Here is a 15,462-nt window from a genome sequence, read left to right as displayed (position 1 = left end):
ACCCGTGACTATTGCATCCAACACCTACTCTCCCGACATTCCTGTGCCTCTGGGCAAGCGTGTGTTCGGCGGGCGAGATCTGTTTTCCCTGTGGTTTTCCCTCGGCATTGGCCTGATGGTTCTGCAGACCGGCGCGTTGTTGGCACCGGGGCTAGGGATGTCAGGTTCTATGCTGGCGATTTTTCTCGGCACCCTAGTGGGCGTATTGCTGCTGGCTGCCGTTGGTGTAATTGGCAGCGATACCGGGCTTTCAGCCATGGCGGCGCTTAAGCTCAGCCTCGGCACCCACGGTGCATCGCTGCCTGCGATTTTGAACTTGGCGCAACTGATTGGCTGGGGCGCTTTCGAGATCATCGTGATGCGCGATGCCGCCAGTTTGTTGGGGGCACGGGCATTTGCCGACGGCAGCCTGTGGGCGAACCCGTTGCTCTGGACTCTGGTTTTTGGCGCGCTGGCGACCTTTCTGGCCGTCAGTGGCCCGTTGACCTTCGTCCGTAAGGTCCTGCGCAAGTGGGGCATTTGGCTGTTGCTGGCCTCCTGCGTTTGGCTGACCTGGAACTTGTTGACCAAGACCGATCTGACCGCGTTGTGGGCCCACGCCGGCGACGGCACGATGCCGTTTGCCGTCGGTTTCGACATCGCCATCGCCATGCCATTGTCTTGGTTACCGTTGATTGCCGACTATTCGCGCTTCGGCAAGCGCGCCAAAAGCGTGTTCGCCGGTACGGCGTTGGGCTTCTTTATCGGCAATTTCTGGCTGATGAGCCTGGGGGTGGCCTACACCCTGGCATTCGCGCCAAGTGGTGAGATGAGCCCGCTGTTGCTGGCGCTGGCCGGTGCCGGGATGGGTATTCCGCTGCTGTTGATTTTGATCGACGAATCGGAAAACGCCTTCGCCGATATTCACTCGGCAGCGGTCTCCAGTGGCATTCTGCTGCGGATCAAAGTCGAGCACCTGGCCTTGGGTATCGGTGTGATTTGCACCTTGATCGCCTGCTTGGCGCCATTGGCGCAATACCAGAACTTCTTGCTGCTGATCGGCTCGGTCTTCGCGCCGTTGTTCGGCGTGGTTTTGGTCGATCACTTCATCCTGCGCCGTCGCAGCCTTCAGGCCGCTACCGTCGGTTTTCGCGGGATGAGCCTGTTGGCGTGGTTGGGCGGCGTCAGCACTTATCACCTGCTGGCGAATCTGTACCCGGATGTGGGCGCAACACTGCCAGCGCTGGTGGTGTCTGGCGTGTTGCAATTGCTACTGGGCCGAGTATTTAGTCGCGGCTCGGGAACAGTTCCGGCTTGAGGATCCCATTGAGCTGAAGGTAAGACATCTTCAGCTCAATGTGGCCCATGGCGTACGGCGCAATCGTCGTCACGCCGTATTTCAGGATGACTCCGCCATACGTCAACGCGACGTTCGGGGTTTTCTGGAACGGCCAGGCCTGCACGAACGCCGGGTCCTGAGCGACTTTGGTATTGATCATCCATTCTTTGTGCGCTTGTTGCGCCGTCAGCCAGAAAGCATCTTCCTCACCAGGCACTAACATGTCTTGCAGCGTCAGGGCCTTGTGCAACGGGCGAGAATAGTTAATGAACGCGCGCCCCGGCGTGCCGTGTTCGCCGCCGTTTTCCAGGTAGCTGGACAGTTCAATGATCACCAGACCGTCATGCTGCTCACGTACTTTGGCCTGCAAATAGCTGTTGGTGCTGTTCGGCGCTTGCTGCAGGAATTGCTGTTCATAGGCGTTGAGCGATGCCGGTAATGGCGTAGCCCCAGGCGTATTCCGAGCCATCTGCAGCAGCGTGTTTTGGATCAGGCTGTCCAGATTCGGTTCGTCTGGGAAATGCACGGTGTCAACGTTCACCAAGGGACAGTCCGGCGTTGCGCAGCCCGGTTTAATCTGTTCCGAGGCGTCACGCTGAGCGTCGAGCGGTGAGTGAAAATTGGGTTGAAACAAGCTTTGGCAGGCGCCCAGCGCCAGCGCGAAGCAAGCCAGGGTAGTGATCCTCAACAATGACATGGTGATCCTTGGCAAAAACAAAAAAGGCGGGTCGACGTGCTTCGACTGCAAACAGCTCCATCAGTTCGCCACTACGCTAACTTGATGTCGTCTGCGGGCTGCTAGTCTACCGTGGTTGCTTCAATGGCAGTGTTTGGGGGCTGCATCTGGCGATAGAGCGCGTTAGGATGTTGCCAAGCCGGTTCAGGCTCAGTAGCGAGAAATGTATGACTGACACGAACAACTCCGTCCCATCGGCGGTAGAGATTACGCGACGCGAAAATTGCTATCAGGGGTTTTATCGCCTGGACCGTGTACACCTGCGCCACGAGCTTTTTAACGGGGGCATGAGCAAGGAAATCAGTCGTGAATTGTTCGTCCGCCACGATGCGGTGTGCGTGCTGCCCTACGACGCCAAGCGCGACAAAGTGGTGTTGATCGAGCAGTTTCGAGTCGGTGTGCTGGGCAAAATCGACAATCCGTGGCTGATTGAATTGGTCGCCGGGTTGATCGACAAGGATGAGCAGCCGGAAGAGGTTGCCCACCGCGAGGCAGAAGAGGAAGCTGGTCTTGTTTTCAGCGAAATGGTGCCAATCACCAAATACTTTCCATCCCCAGGCGGCAGCAGTGAATACGTTCACCTGTACCTGGGGCATTGCGACAGTGAGGGGGCGGGTGGTTTGCACGGTCTGGAATCGGAAGGTGAGGATATTCGCGTATCGGTGTGGGCGTTTGACGATGCCTTAAAAGCCATAAGCGATGGACGAATTTTTAATGCCGCTACGCTTATTGCTTTGCAATGGCTGGCATTGAACCGAACTGAAATCAGGGGGCTATGGTCGTGAGACTTGTGCGCGAGCGCTATAGGGTTGACCTCGTCGGGCTGCAAGCTGCCTGCGAGGCAAACTATGCGCGCTTGATGCGACTGCTCCCGGACATGCGCAATCAACAGCGTTCGCGCCGGGTCGCCGTGACCCAAGGCGATCAAATGCTTGGCGTACTGGCGGTCGAAGTCCTCCTCGACTGTCCTTACACCACCACCTTGCAGGTACGTCAGGAACACAGCCTGCCGTGGCTCCCGGTACCCAAACTCGAAGTTCAGGTGTACCACGACGCGCGCATGGCCGAAGTCATCGGCGCCGAACACGCCCGCCGTTTTCGTGGCATCTACCCATACCCCAACGAAGCCATGCACCAGCCGGATGAAAAGGCTCAACTTAATTTGTTCTTGGGTGAGTGGCTGAGTCACTGTTTGGCGTGTGGACATGAGTTTGAAGTGGTGCGTTGAGGGTTTTTCGATTGTTTAGAATAGTTGATTGAGTTGCGCAAGAAGTTGCGCAACATGGTTCGAGCAAACAATTGAAGTAACTCTTTATTATTTTTTCATCGTGCGATTTTCAGAAACGTCCTACAGCCAACTGGGGAAACTTTCCAATAAACTACCCTCCATCAAAAAGGAGAGGTAGTCATGGCTAACCCTGGATACATGACCATCACCGGCAAGGCTCAAGGATTGATTTCGGCAGGCTGCTCCAGTAAAGAGTCGATCGGCAACAAATACCAGTCAGCGCATACCGACGAAATAATGATGCTTCCTTATACTCGAAACCTGACCAATTTTGAGAATAACAACAGCTCGACCCACGGCCCCATTATTATCTCCAAATACATCGATAAATCGTCTCCCTTATTAGAGCAAGCACTGACCCGAAGAGAAGAGTTGGACTGCACGTTTGATTTTTATCAAACAACGCCCTCGGGTACGCAGGAGAAGTTTTATTCGATATCGATCAAGGGTGGACTCATTGTCGACCTGACACAGGACATGCCTGATGTGATCTTTCAATCTGACGGTGAAATGCGAGAGCACGTCGCTTTTCGTTTCCGTGAGATTAATTACACGAACCTCAGAGCGGCCACCAGTGGCTATGGCTTTTGGGGTGAACCACGATGAGCGCCAGCAGTGATGATATCTGGGATGTCCACCAAGCAGCAGGTCAACTTCAAGGACAAGCCCTTAGTGTCAGCGCCCGACACCTTGATCAAGGTCATGGGCGCGTGTTGTTTATTCGGGAAGTGTCCTATTACGCCAAACGTATTATTGATGACGTTGAACTCGGTCGTAAAACCCCCACGCAGGGCATCGACGCCATATTGAAAGAGTACCGCAGCCTTGCGAGTCAATCGCAGGCGTTGGCGCGTGATCGCCAACGTGCCGTAAGCAATAGCGTCAAACGCATTCCAGTGCCACGGCTCACCCAACCGGCTATGCGACCTGATCCCGAGCGCTTACTGCGTTATGTCTTTGCTCAACACCTTAAGGTGACCAATGAAAAGACCCTGGCCACCCTCCACCTGCCGGTTCCGACGTCAATATATGAGCGTTACCAGCTTTTTCCTCCAGAGCTGCAGCCGGAACCCATCGAACTGCATGACCCAGGGTTCTACATCGTTCCCAGAAGCACTACGGTTGAACGACTGGAAGCGCAATTGTTCACCTCAGCCAGTTCCAGGGTCATTGCCAAGTTCAGGATCCTGAACCCTGGGTTGGATCAGATAAAAGCCGGGCAAATGATTGTGCTCAGCGATCCCGATAATGGGCGATGCACCGAGGAAGAAGCGCGGCTGATGGCAACGGCACGCGTGGTGAACAAGGTATTGGAGGATCTTAGCCCGGAAGAAGCCGACTTCATGGTTCTCCACCGTGATGAAATCGAGTCTTTCATCAAGTACGGCTCTATTGGGACCAGCATGGCCGCGGCGGTTTACAAAGACAACATAGACACGGTAGGACAAATCCTGAAAGCCATTGAAGACCTGCACAAGCGCACCTTCAACCAACACGGGCACCTGCGATCCCCCGAGTTCTTTGCCGAACGCAAACAACTGTTTGCTCAACTCGACACCCACCTCACCACGCTGACCAAACATACCATCGACTACCCCGACCACCCGAAACTGAAAACCGCCTTGGGCATTTCCAGCCGCAGCTTGGTGCATCGCTGGGGCCGGGCCGGTGCACACGACATGAACCCTGGATACGCCACCCACTTAGCCGCAGTGTCCAAAGCCTCCAAGTACATAAATTATGGTGGCTGGGTGGGCACTGCTATTAGCGGCGGGGCTTCTTATATGAAAGTGCAGGATGTTTGCCGGGCGGGTGATGTTGAGGCGTGTGAGAAGGTGAAGTTTACGGAGACAGGGGGTTTTATCGGCGGGGCTGCAGGCGGTTTTGTCGCAGGCGGAATTTTAAGCGCCGTCGGAACTGGAGCGATCTGCTTTGCTATCGGGGTTCCGACTGCTGGGGTGGGAACACTTGCATGTGGTCTTGTGGTAGTGGGGGGAGGGTCTTTCGCCGGAGGGTATTTCGGGGGAATGGGTGGTGAAAAGGCAGGCGAGTTGATTTACGAGGTCAGAAAATGAGCATTAGTACCGCCGATAAAATTTACCTCTGTGTCTGGTTAGTTTATTTTGCAAGCATGCTTGCTTGGATTGGCGCAGCGATGTATCTCGCCTACACCAAAATGGACCTGATGTTGGCCCACATGAAGAATAGTCCGATAGTTATGATTCGCAGGTTTTTGATACACGCGGGTCCTTGGGGGCGGATGCATGTCTTTGGGGTAATAATGGGGATGATGGTCACGCCTGGTATGGCTCTTCGGAGGGGGGCGGTTAGCGCCGAGGATCTGAAGAATTTTCCTGCCGATCTGAAGCGCAAACTGATTGTGATGCAATGGGTTGGTTGGGGGCTGCTTTTGGTTATGTGTGCACTGGCAGCATATGCAAAATTCGGTAATGCCTAGCTTTGCGGTTAGTTACTCGCCCTCGTCAACCGCGTTGAAGCGATAAGCGAAGTGATTTACGAGGTCAGAATGAGCTTGGGTACTGCTGACAAAATATTCCTCACTGTTGGGTTAATAGATTTCAGTGGAGCTGTGATTTGTATTGGGGTTGCATTACATATCGCCTATACGAAAATGGATATGCTGTTGGATTGCTTCAGAAACAGCCCTGCTGTCAAAGCTCTAACGCCTCTACGTTTCGGAGGGGCGTGGGGGCGACTATTAATAGTTGGAGGGATTTCTGGCTTCGTTACCTTTTCCGATTTTTATATTAAGAGAGGCAGTATTAGTGCGGAGGATCTCAGTGGGTTGCCCGCAAATATTAAATGGAGACTAATAGTGTTTCACTGTTGCGCTATTGTTGTCTTAATAGTGATGATTGGTGTAGGGGTGGTTGCCCAGCTCAATCTTGTTTAGTATTTAAAATAAGCAGTGTGAGGGCTTGCAGTATGCGTCAAACCCAGTCGCGGCTTGTTTTCGGGGTAGGAGCGTTTGTATGTGGCGTTTTAATTATTGGCGAGGGGGCTTTGCAGCACAGATCTGCTGGAAAGGCGTTGAAACGGCAGGCAATGTGATTTACGAGGTCAATAAATGAATGTGAGTACCGCTGACAAAATTTTCCTTTGTGTAGGCCTAGTAAATTTTGGAGGTATTTTTATTTGGATCGCCATAGCGCTGTATCTCGCCTACACCAAAATGGACTTGATGCTGGGTCATATGAAGAATAGTCCGATAGTTATAATTCGCGTCTTTTTGATACACACGGGTCTCTGGGGACGGCTTTATGTCTTTGGGTTAATAATGGGAATGATGGTCACGCCTGGTATGGCTCTTCGGCGGGGGGCGGTTAGCGCCGAGGATTTTAAGAATTTCCCCGCCAATCTGAAGCGCCAACTGATTGTTATGCAGTGGGCTGGTTGGGGGCTGCTATTGGTTATGTTTGGATTTGGAGCGTATGCCAAGTTTGGTCGTGGCTAGCTTTGCGGTTGCTTACTCGCCGTCCGCAAGATCGACTCATCGAAACAATTCGAAGGCTACGCAAACCTTGTTGTAGGGGTTGCCACGTCTATAGTGTGATGTCGGGACAAAACCTGGGTTGGCATAAACCATAACGTGCAATAAAAGCTGGTGGCTCGGGGTCATTCATGAGCAACGTATACCTTGGTTTGGGTGGTTGCAGGATAAATAATTATTGGATAAGAGGTTATCAAAAATGTGATTACTGCTGAGCAACGGTAGCGGGAGTTGGTTTCGATGACAGTGAATTCGCACGCACAATGTGACCCATTCCTCACCCCAAGGTTTGCCCGTCCGCGCGCTTACGACCATAATCGCCCAATCCCGCCCAAGGAGACGGCCTTTGCCGAGCGCATCCCATCAAGCATCGTCGGTGCTAGTAGTCCAACTGTCCGACAGCCATCTCTTTGCCAACGCGGACGGCAAACTGCTGGGCATGAACACCCGCGACAGCCTGAGTAAGGTGATCGAGCGTGTCTTGGCCGAACAACCGACTATTGATTTGCTAATAGCAACGGGTGATCTGTCCCAAGACGGTAGCGTTGAGTCTTACGAGGCGTTTCGCCAAGTCAGTGCGCAAATTTCGGCACCCACTCGCTGGATTCCCGGTAATCACGACGAGCTACCGGAGTTGGCTGAAGCCGCCCGGCACAGTGAGTATCTGGAGCCGATCACCGATCTCGGCCATTGGCGCATTACCTTGCTGGATTCCGCCGTCCCCGGTTCAGTACCCGGTTTTTTGCAGGACGCTCAGTTGCAATTGCTGGCCCGCTCGTTGAGCGCCGCCCCGGAGCGCCATCATCTGGTGTGCCTGCACCACAATCCGGTTCCCATTGGCTGCCAGTGGATGGACCCGATAGGCCTGCGTAATCCCGAGAAGCTGTTTGCCGTGCTTGATCAATTTCCCCACGTGCGGGCAGTGCTGTGGGGGCACGTGCATCAGGAATACGACCAGATGCGGCATAACGTGCGTTTGCTGGCATCGCCTTCGACCTGTATTCAATTCGCCCCAGGCAGCCTCGAATTCAAGGTCGACACTGCGGCGCCGGGCTATCGCTGGCTACGTCTGTACGCCGACGGCCGGCTTGAAACCGGAGTCTCGCGGGTCGAGGGGCTGGATTTTGAGGTGGACTACGGCGGCGAAGGTTATTGAGCGACATGTCCCGTTTTTAGCGGGAAACGTCCGAAGGCAAGTTATCCGGCGTTAGTCCCTGTAAACTCTGCGTCTTTGTTTCGATCAAGAACGCAAGGGAGCGGACATGACTGGCGAACCCTCAACATTGCTGTATATCCACGGCTTGAACAGCTCGCCGCTGTCGACAAAAGCCAGCCAGTTATCGACGTTGATGCAGTCCTTGGGGCTTGGCGCGCAGTTACGCGTGCCTGCACTGCATCATCATCCACGTCAGGCCATCGCTCAGCTCGACGCCGCGATTGCCGAGCTGGGCAGGCCGCTGCTGGTCGGCAGCTCACTCGGCGGCTACTATGCGACTCACTTGGCTGAGCGCCACGGTCTCAAGGCAGTGCTGATCAACCCGGTGGTCAATCCGCATCGGTTGTTCGACGGGTTCCTCGGTACTCAACAGAACCTGTACAGCGGCGAAAGTTGGGAGCTGACCCACGACCATGTGACGGCGTTGGCCGAACTGGAAGTGCCGCCCCCGCAGGATCCGCAGCGTTTTCAAGTGTGGCTGCAAACGGGTGACGAGACCCTCGACTACCGCCACGCCCAGACGTTTTACCGCGCTTGTGCCTTGCGTATCCAGGCGGGCGGTGATCACAGCTTTCAAGGCTTCGCCGAGTGCTTGCCGGTGTTGCTGACAATGGCCGGCTTCGCGCCGGAGCTTGTAAACGTAAACCTGTAGGAGCCAACAAGTTGGCTCTTACAGGAGATCCAGTTTTTGCGCGATGACGCGACCGACTTTTAATGAATAACTGACGACGAGACCCCATGGCCAATCCCAGCGCTAGCTCTTATAACGCAGACGCCATCGAAGTCCTCTCGGGCCTCGACCCGGTTCGCAAGCGTCCGGGCATGTACACCGACACCACGCGGCCGAACCACCTTGCCCAGGAAGTCATCGACAACAGCGTCGATGAAGCCCTCGCCGGGCACGCAAAATCAGTGCAAGTCATCCTCCACGCCGACAATTCGCTGGAAGTCTCCGATGACGGCCGCGGCATGCCGGTGGACATTCACCCGGAAGAAGGCGTCTCGGGCGTCGAGCTGATCCTCACCAAACTCCACGCAGGCGGCAAGTTCTCGAACAAGAACTACCAGTTCTCCGGCGGTTTGCACGGTGTAGGGATCTCGGTGGTCAACGCGCTCTCGAATCACGTTCGGGTGCGGGTCAAGCGCGACGGCAACGAATACGAAATGACCTTCGCCGATGGCTACAAGGCCAGCGAACTCGCAGTAATAGGGACCGTTGGCAAGCGCAATACCGGTACCAGCGTCTATTTCGCGCCGGACCCTAAGTATTTTGATACGCCGAAATTTTCCGTCAGCCGCCTCAAGCATGTGCTCAAGGCGAAAGCGGTGCTATGTCCGGGCCTGTTGGTCAGTTTCGAAGACAAAGCCACTGGCGAGAAAATCGAGTGGCATTACGAAGACGGCTTGCGCTCCTATCTAGAGGACGCTGTCAGCGATTTCCTGCGTCTGCCGGACGTGCCGTTTTGCGGCAGTTTTGCCGGTAATAAAGAAGCCATCGATTGGGCGCTGCTGTGGTTGCCCGAGGGCGGTGACAGCGTTCAAGAAAGCTACGTCAACCTGATCCCGACTCAGCAAGGCGGCACCCACGTCAACGGTCTGCGTCAGGGGCTGCTGGATGCGATGCGCGAATTTTGCGAGTTTCGTAGCCTGTTGCCGCGTGGCGTCAAACTTGCGCCGGAAGACGTGTGGGAACGGATTGCGTTCGTTCTGTCGATGAAGATGCAGGAGCCGCAATTCTCCGGCCAGACCAAAGAGCGGTTGTCGTCCCGTGAAGCTGCCGCCTTTGTTTCCGGTGTCGTCAAAGATGCGTTCAGCCTGTGGCTTAACGCCAACTCCGAGCTGGGCATGCAACTGGCCGAACTGGCGATCAACAACGCCGGGCGCCGCCTGAAGGCCAGCAAGAAGGTCGAGCGTAAGCGCGTCACCCAAGGGCCGGCATTGCCGGGCAAACTGGCTGATTGCGCGGGGCAGGACCCTATGCGCTCCGAGCTGTTTCTGGTTGAGGGTGATTCTGCGGGCGGTTCGGCCAAACAAGCGCGGGACAAAGAGTTTCAGGCGATTTTGCCGTTGCGCGGCAAGATTCTGAACACGTGGGAAGTCGATGGCGGCGAAGTACTGGCCAGCCAGGAAGTGCATAACATTGCCGTCGCGATTGGCGTCGATCCGGGCGTCGCTGATATCAGCCAATTGCGTTACGGAAAAATCTGCATCCTCGCCGACGCCGACTCCGATGGTCTGCACATCGCCACCTTGCTCTGTGCGTTGTTCGTTCAGCATTTCCGTCCGCTGGTCGACGCCGGTCACGTTTACGTGGCAATGCCGCCGCTGTACCGGATCGACCTCGGCAAAGAAATCTATTACGCACTGGACGAAGCCGAGCGTGACGGGATTCTTGACCGTCTGGTGGCGGAGAAGAAGCGCGGCAAGCCTCAGGTCACACGCTTTAAAGGTCTGGGCGAAATGAACCCGCCGCAATTGCGCGAAACCACCATGGACCCGAACACGCGTCGTTTGGTCCAGCTCACGCTGGATGACTACGCGGCAACGTCTGAAATGATGGACATGCTGTTGGCGAAAAAACGCGCGGGTGATCGCAAGACTTGGCTCGAATCCAAAGGCAACCTGGCTGAGGTTTTGACTTGATGCGACGTTGGTTGAGCGCACTCCTGTTGATCGCGTCGCCGGTATTTGCAGCCCCTGTGCCACAGCTGAAAATGCTGGCCGAGCATGCGGTCGATGGCATGGTCGGCGGTAACCTCTCAGGCCTGGCGTCTTGCGGTGGTGTGTTGTGGACCGTGTCGGATCGCGACGATGCGCTGCTCTACCGCCTCGACACGTCCGCTGCCGTATGGAAAGCAGAAGGTCAGGCGATTCTGGTGCCGCCGGTGCCAGACAGTGGTCTGCCATTTACTCTGGTTTCGATGGCCAAAGCCTCGGCGCTGGTTCGTGGCGGCAGTTTGGATTTTGAAGGCGTGACCTGTGATGGCGCAGGTAATCGATACCTGGTCAGCGAGGGCTATGCCTCTGTGTTGCAAGTGCCGGTCACGGGCGCGCCGAACTGGTTGAACCTTCCAAAGAGCGTGGTTCAACAAGCCCGAGATAGCGGCCTGCTGCAGGACTTCAATGCAATCTTCGAAGGCATTGCGATCAATCCTGCCGGCGATCAACTGTGGCTTGCAGCCGAGCGTGAAAAACGCGGGCTGCTGTCGGTTCGTCGAGAGCAAGGCGCCTGGGATTGCAAAGGCAGTTGCGTAATGCTCAGCGAGGGCGGCAAGCAAATCATGCCTGCACAAATGGGCAGTCGTAGCGTTTCGAAAGATTTCTCTGATATTTCGCTGTTCGAAGGGAAGCTATTTACCCTGGAGCGTGCTGCTTACCAAGTGTGCCGTCGCAACCTCGACACCGGCGCAGTCGAGCGCTGTTGGTCATTCGCTGACGACGCGCTGGTGCCTGCAAAGCGCTACGCGCAAAAATTTGGCTTGGCCGAAGCATTGGTTATAGATGCAGAGGGCGCGTGGATCGGCGTCGATAACAATTTTGGTGCGCGGGCAGACGGTGAAAAACGGCCGATTGTCTGGCGGTTCGCGGCGCCCAAGGAAGGTTGGAGCGCCAAGCCTTGAGCCAGTCGCCACCGGGAAAACGTGCCGGTCGTGTGCTGTTGATCCTTGCATGGTGCGCTGGGCTGTTTTTGGCGACTCGTTATTTTGGTGTATGGGAACAGCGTCAGGAAAACCCGAATCCGGTCGTGACGTCGCAACATGGTGACGGCTATATCCAGGTTTTATTGCAAAGCAATGCTCAGGGCCACTTCGTTGGCAACGCCCAGATTAATGGCAAGACCGTGGAGTTCTTGCTCGATACCGGCGCCACCGACGTTGCGATTCCTGCCGAGGTGGCGGACACCTTGCACCTGAAGCGCGGCATGCCAGTGACCACCAGCACCGCCAACGGGATGGCTCAGGGCTTCCGGACTTCGCTGGAACGTTTGCAGCTTGGCGACATCGTCCTGCATGACGTGCGTGCCATGGTGTTGCCCGGCCTTGACGGCGAACAGATACTGCTCGGTATGAGTGCAATGAAACAACTCGAATTTACCCAGCGCGGCGGCACCATGCTGCTGCGCCAGACCACACAAAAATGAGGCTTGCATGAGCGATTCCCTTGACCTCAGCCTGGATGGCGTAGAACGCCGATCACTGGCCGACTTCACCGAACAGGCCTACCTCAACTATTCCATGTACGTGATCATGGACCGTGCCTTGCCGCATATCGGCGACGGCCTGAAGCCCGTACAGCGGCGCATTATCTACGCAATGAGTGAGTTGGGCCTTGATGCCGACTCCAAGCACAAGAAGTCGGCGCGTACCGTCGGTGACGTACTCGGTAAGTTTCACCCCCACGGTGACTCCGCTTGTTATGAAGCCATGGTGCTGATGGCTCAGCCTTTCAGTTATCGCTATACCCTGGTTGATGGCCAAGGAAACTGGGGTGCGCCGGATGATCCCAAATCATTCGCCGCCATGCGTTACACCGAAGCGCGTCTGTCGCGTTACTCGGAAGTGTTGCTCAGCGAATTGGGCCAAGGCACTGCGGATTGGGTGCCCAACTTCGACGGCACTCTGGATGAGCCCGCAGTGTTGCCGGCACGTTTGCCAAATATTCTGCTCAATGGCACCACTGGTATTGCGGTAGGCATGGCCACTGACGTGCCGCCGCATAACCTGCGGGAGGTCGCGTCGGCCTGTATCCATTTGCTCGACGAACCTAAAGCCACCATCGAAGAGCTGTGCGAGCACATCAAGGGCCCGGACTATCCGACCGAAGCAGAAATCATCACTCCCCGCGCCGACCTGCTGAAAATGTACGAAACCGGCAAAGGCTCGGTGCGTATGCGGGCGGTGTATCGCATCGAAGATGGCGACATCGTTGTGACTGCGTTGCCGCATCAAGTGTCCGGTGCCAAGGTGCTGGAACAAATCGCCGCGCAGATGCAGGCCAAGAAACTGCCGATGGTTGCCGACTTGCGCGACGAGTCGGACCACGAGCATCCGTGCCGGATCGTGATCATTCCACGCTCCAATCGCGTCGAACTCGATGAGTTGATGCAGCACTTGTTTGCGACCACCGAGCTGGAGTCCAGCTACCGGGTTAACATCAACATCATCGGCCTGGACGGCAAACCCCAGCTCAAAAACCTGAAAGCGTTGCTCAGTGAGTGGCTGGTGTTCCGTATCGGCACGGTTCGTCGGCGCTTACAGTTCCGCCTGGACAAAGTCGAACGTCGCTTGCACCTGTTGGACGGTTTGCTGACGGCATACCTGAACCTGGATGAAGTGATTCACATCATTCGAACGGCCGAGCATCCTAAGCCCGAGTTGATCGCACGGTTTGGGCTGACTGAAATTCAGGCCGATTACATTCTTGATACACGTTTGCGTCAGTTGGCTCGTCTGGAAGAGATGAAGCTGCGGGCCGAGCAAGACGAATTGCGCAAAGAGCAGGCGCGCCTGCAATCGTTGTTGGGCAGCGAAACCAAGCTGCGCAAGCTGGTCCGCAATGAACTGATAGCCGATGCTGAAACCTATGGCGATAACCGTCGCTCGCCGATTGTCTCCCGTACCGAAGCCAAGGCGTTGTCCGAAAACGAGTTAATGCCGACCGAGCAGGTCACGGTTGTGCTGTCGGAAAAAGGCTGGGTGCGTTGCGCTAAAGGCCACGATATCGATGCCACAGGGCTTTCCTATAAAGCCGGCGATGGTTTCAAAACCTCTGCGGCTGGGCGCTCCAATCAATTTGCTGTATTTATCGACTCCACGGGGCGCAGCTATTCGTTGGCGGCTCACACACTGCCTTCAGCGCGTGGCCAGGGCGAACCGCTGACCGGAAAGTTGCAGCCGCCACCGGGCGCGACCTTTGAGTGCGTGCTGCTACCGGACGACTATGCCTTGTACGTCATTGCTTCTGATGCCGGTTATGGCTTCGTCGTGAAAGGCGAAGACTTGCAGGCCAAGAACAAAGCGGGCAAAGCCTTACTCAGTTTGCCGAAGGGTGCGAAGGTGATCCTTCCTCGTCCAGTCCCCAATCGCGAGCAGGATTGGCTTGCCGCCGTAACGACCGAGGGACGGTTGCTGATCTTCAAAGTTGCCGATTTGCCGCAGTTAGGCAAAGGGAAAGGCAACAAGATCATCGGTATCCTCGGCGAGCGTGTGGCCAGCCGCGAAGAGTACGTGACGGATCTGGCGGTCATACCCGAAGGCAAAACATTAGTTCTGCAAGCAGGCAAACGCACGCTATCGCTCAAGGCTGATGACCTGGAGCACTACAAAGGTGAGCGCGGCCGTCGCGGGAACAAGCTGCCTCGCGGATTCCAGCGGGTAGATGCGTTATTGATAGAAAACGCGCCATAAAAGCGATTTAGGCGCTTTGTCTTCGTTTTGACGCGAAGATCGACGCATAATCGCTGGAGTCACAGTCAATATTCACGGATGATATGCGGTCTTGAGTCACCAGCGTGGCTGAGTGCCTTCATATTTTTGTGAGTATTTTTTAGGCTGTGACCCGCCTTGTGGCGGCTATCTGGATGTGACGATGAATCTTTTGCGACTTCCTTTTGTATTGTTAATGACCTGCGTGCTGGGCCTGGTCGGTTGCAGCCTTCAGCAACCTACGTCTCTTTATCAGCTCGACGCCGGGCAACCGGGTCAACCTAAACAAAGTGCTGGAGTGGCCGTTTTACTGGGTCCCGTTTCAGTGGCCGATTACCTGCAACGTGAAACGCTGTTGCAGCGTCAGCCAGATGGCAGCCTGATCGCATCGACCGACGGTCGCTGGGCAGGCAGTCTGTCTTCAGACATTGATCAACTGCTTCTGCGGCAACTGGCTTGGAAACTCGACAGCCAGCGCGTGGTGTTGGCCCCGGCCACCACCAGTTTCACCCCTGACGTGCAAGTGGTGCTGTCTATCACCCGGCTTGATTCAGGCGTGAACCAGCCGGCCATTCTCGACGCTCAATGGCGCTTGCTGGATCGAAAGGGCCAGGTTCGTGACACCAAGCTGATTCACATGGAAGAGCCGCATTTGGGTAGCTCGGCCGCCCAAGTGAAAGCTCAAGGTGTGTTATTGCAGCGTCTGGCCGATCAACTGGCCGTCGCAGTCAAGCCGCTGGCAAACCAGCCGATAGACGAGCCGAAGAAAGTAGCGCCCGCCCAAGTCCGAAACAACAAAGACCAAGACAAACCAAAGATGCCAATGGCTTCGCCGATTCGTACTGACATGGAAATATTCCGCTTCTAAACGAACGGATTTATGACCATAAAAAAGCCCGCAGCGATGCGGGCTTTTTTACTGAGTATTTTCACTGCCGCTTCGGCAACCACCGCATAACCTGTTGAAT

General features: G+C 55.6%; 15 protein-coding genes. 14 read left to right on the top strand and 1 reads right to left on the bottom strand.

The window, feature by feature from the left end:
- Positions 1 to 10 precede the first annotated feature (10 nt).
- On the top strand, positions 11 to 1,297 hold the full coding sequence (gene cytX, locus RHM59_RS14160; protein ID WP_416195095.1) for a putative hydroxymethylpyrimidine transporter CytX: 1,287 nt from the start codon (positions 11 to 13) through the stop codon (positions 1,295 to 1,297).
- On the opposite strand, the gene RHM59_RS14155 is transcribed toward cytX, so the two are convergent.
- Complete coding sequence (locus RHM59_RS14155; RefSeq protein ID WP_322167349.1) at positions 1,266 to 2,015, bottom strand: RsiV family protein; 750 nt, start codon at positions 2,013 to 2,015, stop codon at positions 1,266 to 1,268. The genes cytX and RHM59_RS14155 overlap by 32 nt on opposite strands.
- 206 nt (positions 2,016 to 2,221) lie before the next feature.
- On the opposite strand from RHM59_RS14155, the gene RHM59_RS14150 reads away from it, so the two are divergent.
- The 13 genes from RHM59_RS14150 to RHM59_RS14090 all read left to right on the top strand — a co-directional run bounded on the left by RHM59_RS14150 (position 2,222) and on the right by RHM59_RS14090 (position 15,362).
- Positions 2,222 to 2,839, top strand: a complete 618-nt coding sequence (locus RHM59_RS14150; protein WP_322167350.1) for an NUDIX domain-containing protein — start codon at positions 2,222 to 2,224, stop codon at positions 2,837 to 2,839.
- On the top strand, positions 2,830 to 3,282 hold the full coding sequence (locus RHM59_RS14145) for a DUF1249 domain-containing protein (protein ID WP_322167351.1): 453 nt from the start codon (positions 2,830 to 2,832) through the stop codon (positions 3,280 to 3,282). The genes RHM59_RS14150 and RHM59_RS14145 overlap by 10 nt, the downstream gene beginning before the upstream one ends.
- Before the next feature lie 180 nt (positions 3,283 to 3,462).
- Positions 3,463 to 3,948 (top strand): Hcp family type VI secretion system effector, encoded by a 486-nt coding sequence (locus RHM59_RS14140; protein WP_322224435.1) that lies wholly within the window; start codon positions 3,463 to 3,465, stop codon positions 3,946 to 3,948.
- Positions 3,945 to 5,417, top strand: coding sequence for a hypothetical protein (locus RHM59_RS14135; protein WP_322224432.1), 1,473 nt, complete (start codon positions 3,945 to 3,947; stop codon positions 5,415 to 5,417). Before RHM59_RS14140 ends, RHM59_RS14135 begins: the two co-directional genes overlap by 4 nt.
- Positions 5,414 to 5,800, top strand: a complete 387-nt coding sequence (locus RHM59_RS14130) for a hypothetical protein (protein ID WP_322167354.1) — start codon at positions 5,414 to 5,416, stop codon at positions 5,798 to 5,800. Before RHM59_RS14135 ends, RHM59_RS14130 begins: the two co-directional genes overlap by 4 nt.
- A gap of 630 nt (positions 5,801 to 6,430) precedes the next feature.
- A complete protein-coding gene (locus RHM59_RS14125) occupies positions 6,431 to 6,817 on the top strand; it encodes a hypothetical protein (RefSeq protein ID WP_322224431.1) in 387 nt (128 codons plus the stop codon).
- Positions 6,818 to 7,199: 382 nt separating this feature from the next.
- Positions 7,200 to 8,009 (top strand): 3',5'-cyclic-AMP phosphodiesterase, encoded by an 810-nt coding sequence (gene cpdA, locus RHM59_RS14120; RefSeq protein WP_322167356.1) that lies wholly within the window; start codon positions 7,200 to 7,202, stop codon positions 8,007 to 8,009.
- A 106-nt stretch (positions 8,010 to 8,115) separates the two neighbouring features.
- A complete protein-coding gene (locus RHM59_RS14115) occupies positions 8,116 to 8,721 on the top strand; it encodes a YqiA/YcfP family alpha/beta fold hydrolase (RefSeq protein WP_322184241.1) in 606 nt (201 codons plus the stop codon).
- Positions 8,722 to 8,807: 86 nt separating this feature from the next.
- Positions 8,808 to 10,712 carry a DNA topoisomerase IV subunit B gene (parE, locus tag RHM59_RS14110; protein WP_322167358.1) on the top strand — a complete coding sequence of 635 codons (1,905 nt, stop codon included), beginning with the start codon at positions 8,808 to 8,810 and terminating at the stop codon, positions 10,710 to 10,712.
- Entirely contained in the window at positions 10,712 to 11,689 is a 978-nt protein-coding gene (locus tag RHM59_RS14105) for an esterase-like activity of phytase family protein (RefSeq protein WP_322167359.1), read from the top strand. The genes parE and RHM59_RS14105 overlap by 1 nt, the downstream gene beginning before the upstream one ends.
- Positions 11,686 to 12,210, top strand: a complete 525-nt coding sequence (locus RHM59_RS14100; protein WP_322167360.1) for a retropepsin-like aspartic protease family protein — start codon at positions 11,686 to 11,688, stop codon at positions 12,208 to 12,210. The genes RHM59_RS14105 and RHM59_RS14100 overlap by 4 nt, the downstream gene beginning before the upstream one ends.
- Positions 12,211 to 12,217: 7 nt before the next feature.
- The gene (gene parC, locus RHM59_RS14095) at positions 12,218 to 14,476 is read left to right on the top strand and encodes a DNA topoisomerase IV subunit A (RefSeq protein ID WP_322224430.1); all 2,259 of its coding nucleotides are present in this window, start codon (positions 12,218 to 12,220) and stop codon (positions 14,474 to 14,476) included.
- Between the two features lie 181 nt (positions 14,477 to 14,657).
- Positions 14,658 to 15,362 carry a PqiC family protein gene (locus RHM59_RS14090; protein ID WP_322224428.1) on the top strand — a complete coding sequence of 235 codons (705 nt, stop codon included), beginning with the start codon at positions 14,658 to 14,660 and terminating at the stop codon, positions 15,360 to 15,362.
- Positions 15,363 to 15,462 lie beyond the last annotated feature (100 nt).

This window comes from Pseudomonas sp. MH10, assembly GCF_034353045.1.
GTDB lineage: Bacteria > Pseudomonadota > Gammaproteobacteria > Pseudomonadales > Pseudomonadaceae > Aquipseudomonas.
This window is presented reverse-complemented; position numbering and strand designations above follow the sequence as displayed.

Bases quoted from the DNA above. Each gene is read 5' to 3' on its own strand.
- RHM59_RS14155 (WP_322167349.1), bottom strand. From the start codon at position 2,015: ATGTCATTGTTGAGGATCACTACCCTGGCTTGCTTCGCGCTGGCGCTG.
- RHM59_RS14150 (WP_322167350.1), top strand. From the start codon at position 2,222: ATGACTGACACGAACAACTCCGTCCCATCGGCGGTAGAGATTACGCGA.
- RHM59_RS14145 (WP_322167351.1), top strand. From the start codon at position 2,830: ATGGTCGTGAGACTTGTGCGCGAGCGCTATAGGGTTGACCTCGTCGGG.
- RHM59_RS14140 (WP_322224435.1), top strand. From the start codon at position 3,463: ATGGCTAACCCTGGATACATGACCATCACCGGCAAGGCTCAAGGATTG.
- RHM59_RS14135 (WP_322224432.1), top strand. From the start codon at position 3,945: ATGAGCGCCAGCAGTGATGATATCTGGGATGTCCACCAAGCAGCAGGT.
- RHM59_RS14130 (WP_322167354.1), top strand. From the start codon at position 5,414: ATGAGCATTAGTACCGCCGATAAAATTTACCTCTGTGTCTGGTTAGTT.
- RHM59_RS14125 (WP_322224431.1), top strand. From the start codon at position 6,431: ATGAATGTGAGTACCGCTGACAAAATTTTCCTTTGTGTAGGCCTAGTA.
- RHM59_RS14115 (WP_322184241.1), top strand. From the start codon at position 8,116: ATGACTGGCGAACCCTCAACATTGCTGTATATCCACGGCTTGAACAGC.
- parE (WP_322167358.1), top strand. From the start codon at position 8,808: ATGGCCAATCCCAGCGCTAGCTCTTATAACGCAGACGCCATCGAAGTC.
- RHM59_RS14105 (WP_322167359.1), top strand. From the start codon at position 10,712: ATGCGACGTTGGTTGAGCGCACTCCTGTTGATCGCGTCGCCGGTATTT.
- parC (WP_322224430.1), top strand. From the start codon at position 12,218: ATGAGCGATTCCCTTGACCTCAGCCTGGATGGCGTAGAACGCCGATCA.
- RHM59_RS14090 (WP_322224428.1), top strand. From the start codon at position 14,658: ATGAATCTTTTGCGACTTCCTTTTGTATTGTTAATGACCTGCGTGCTG.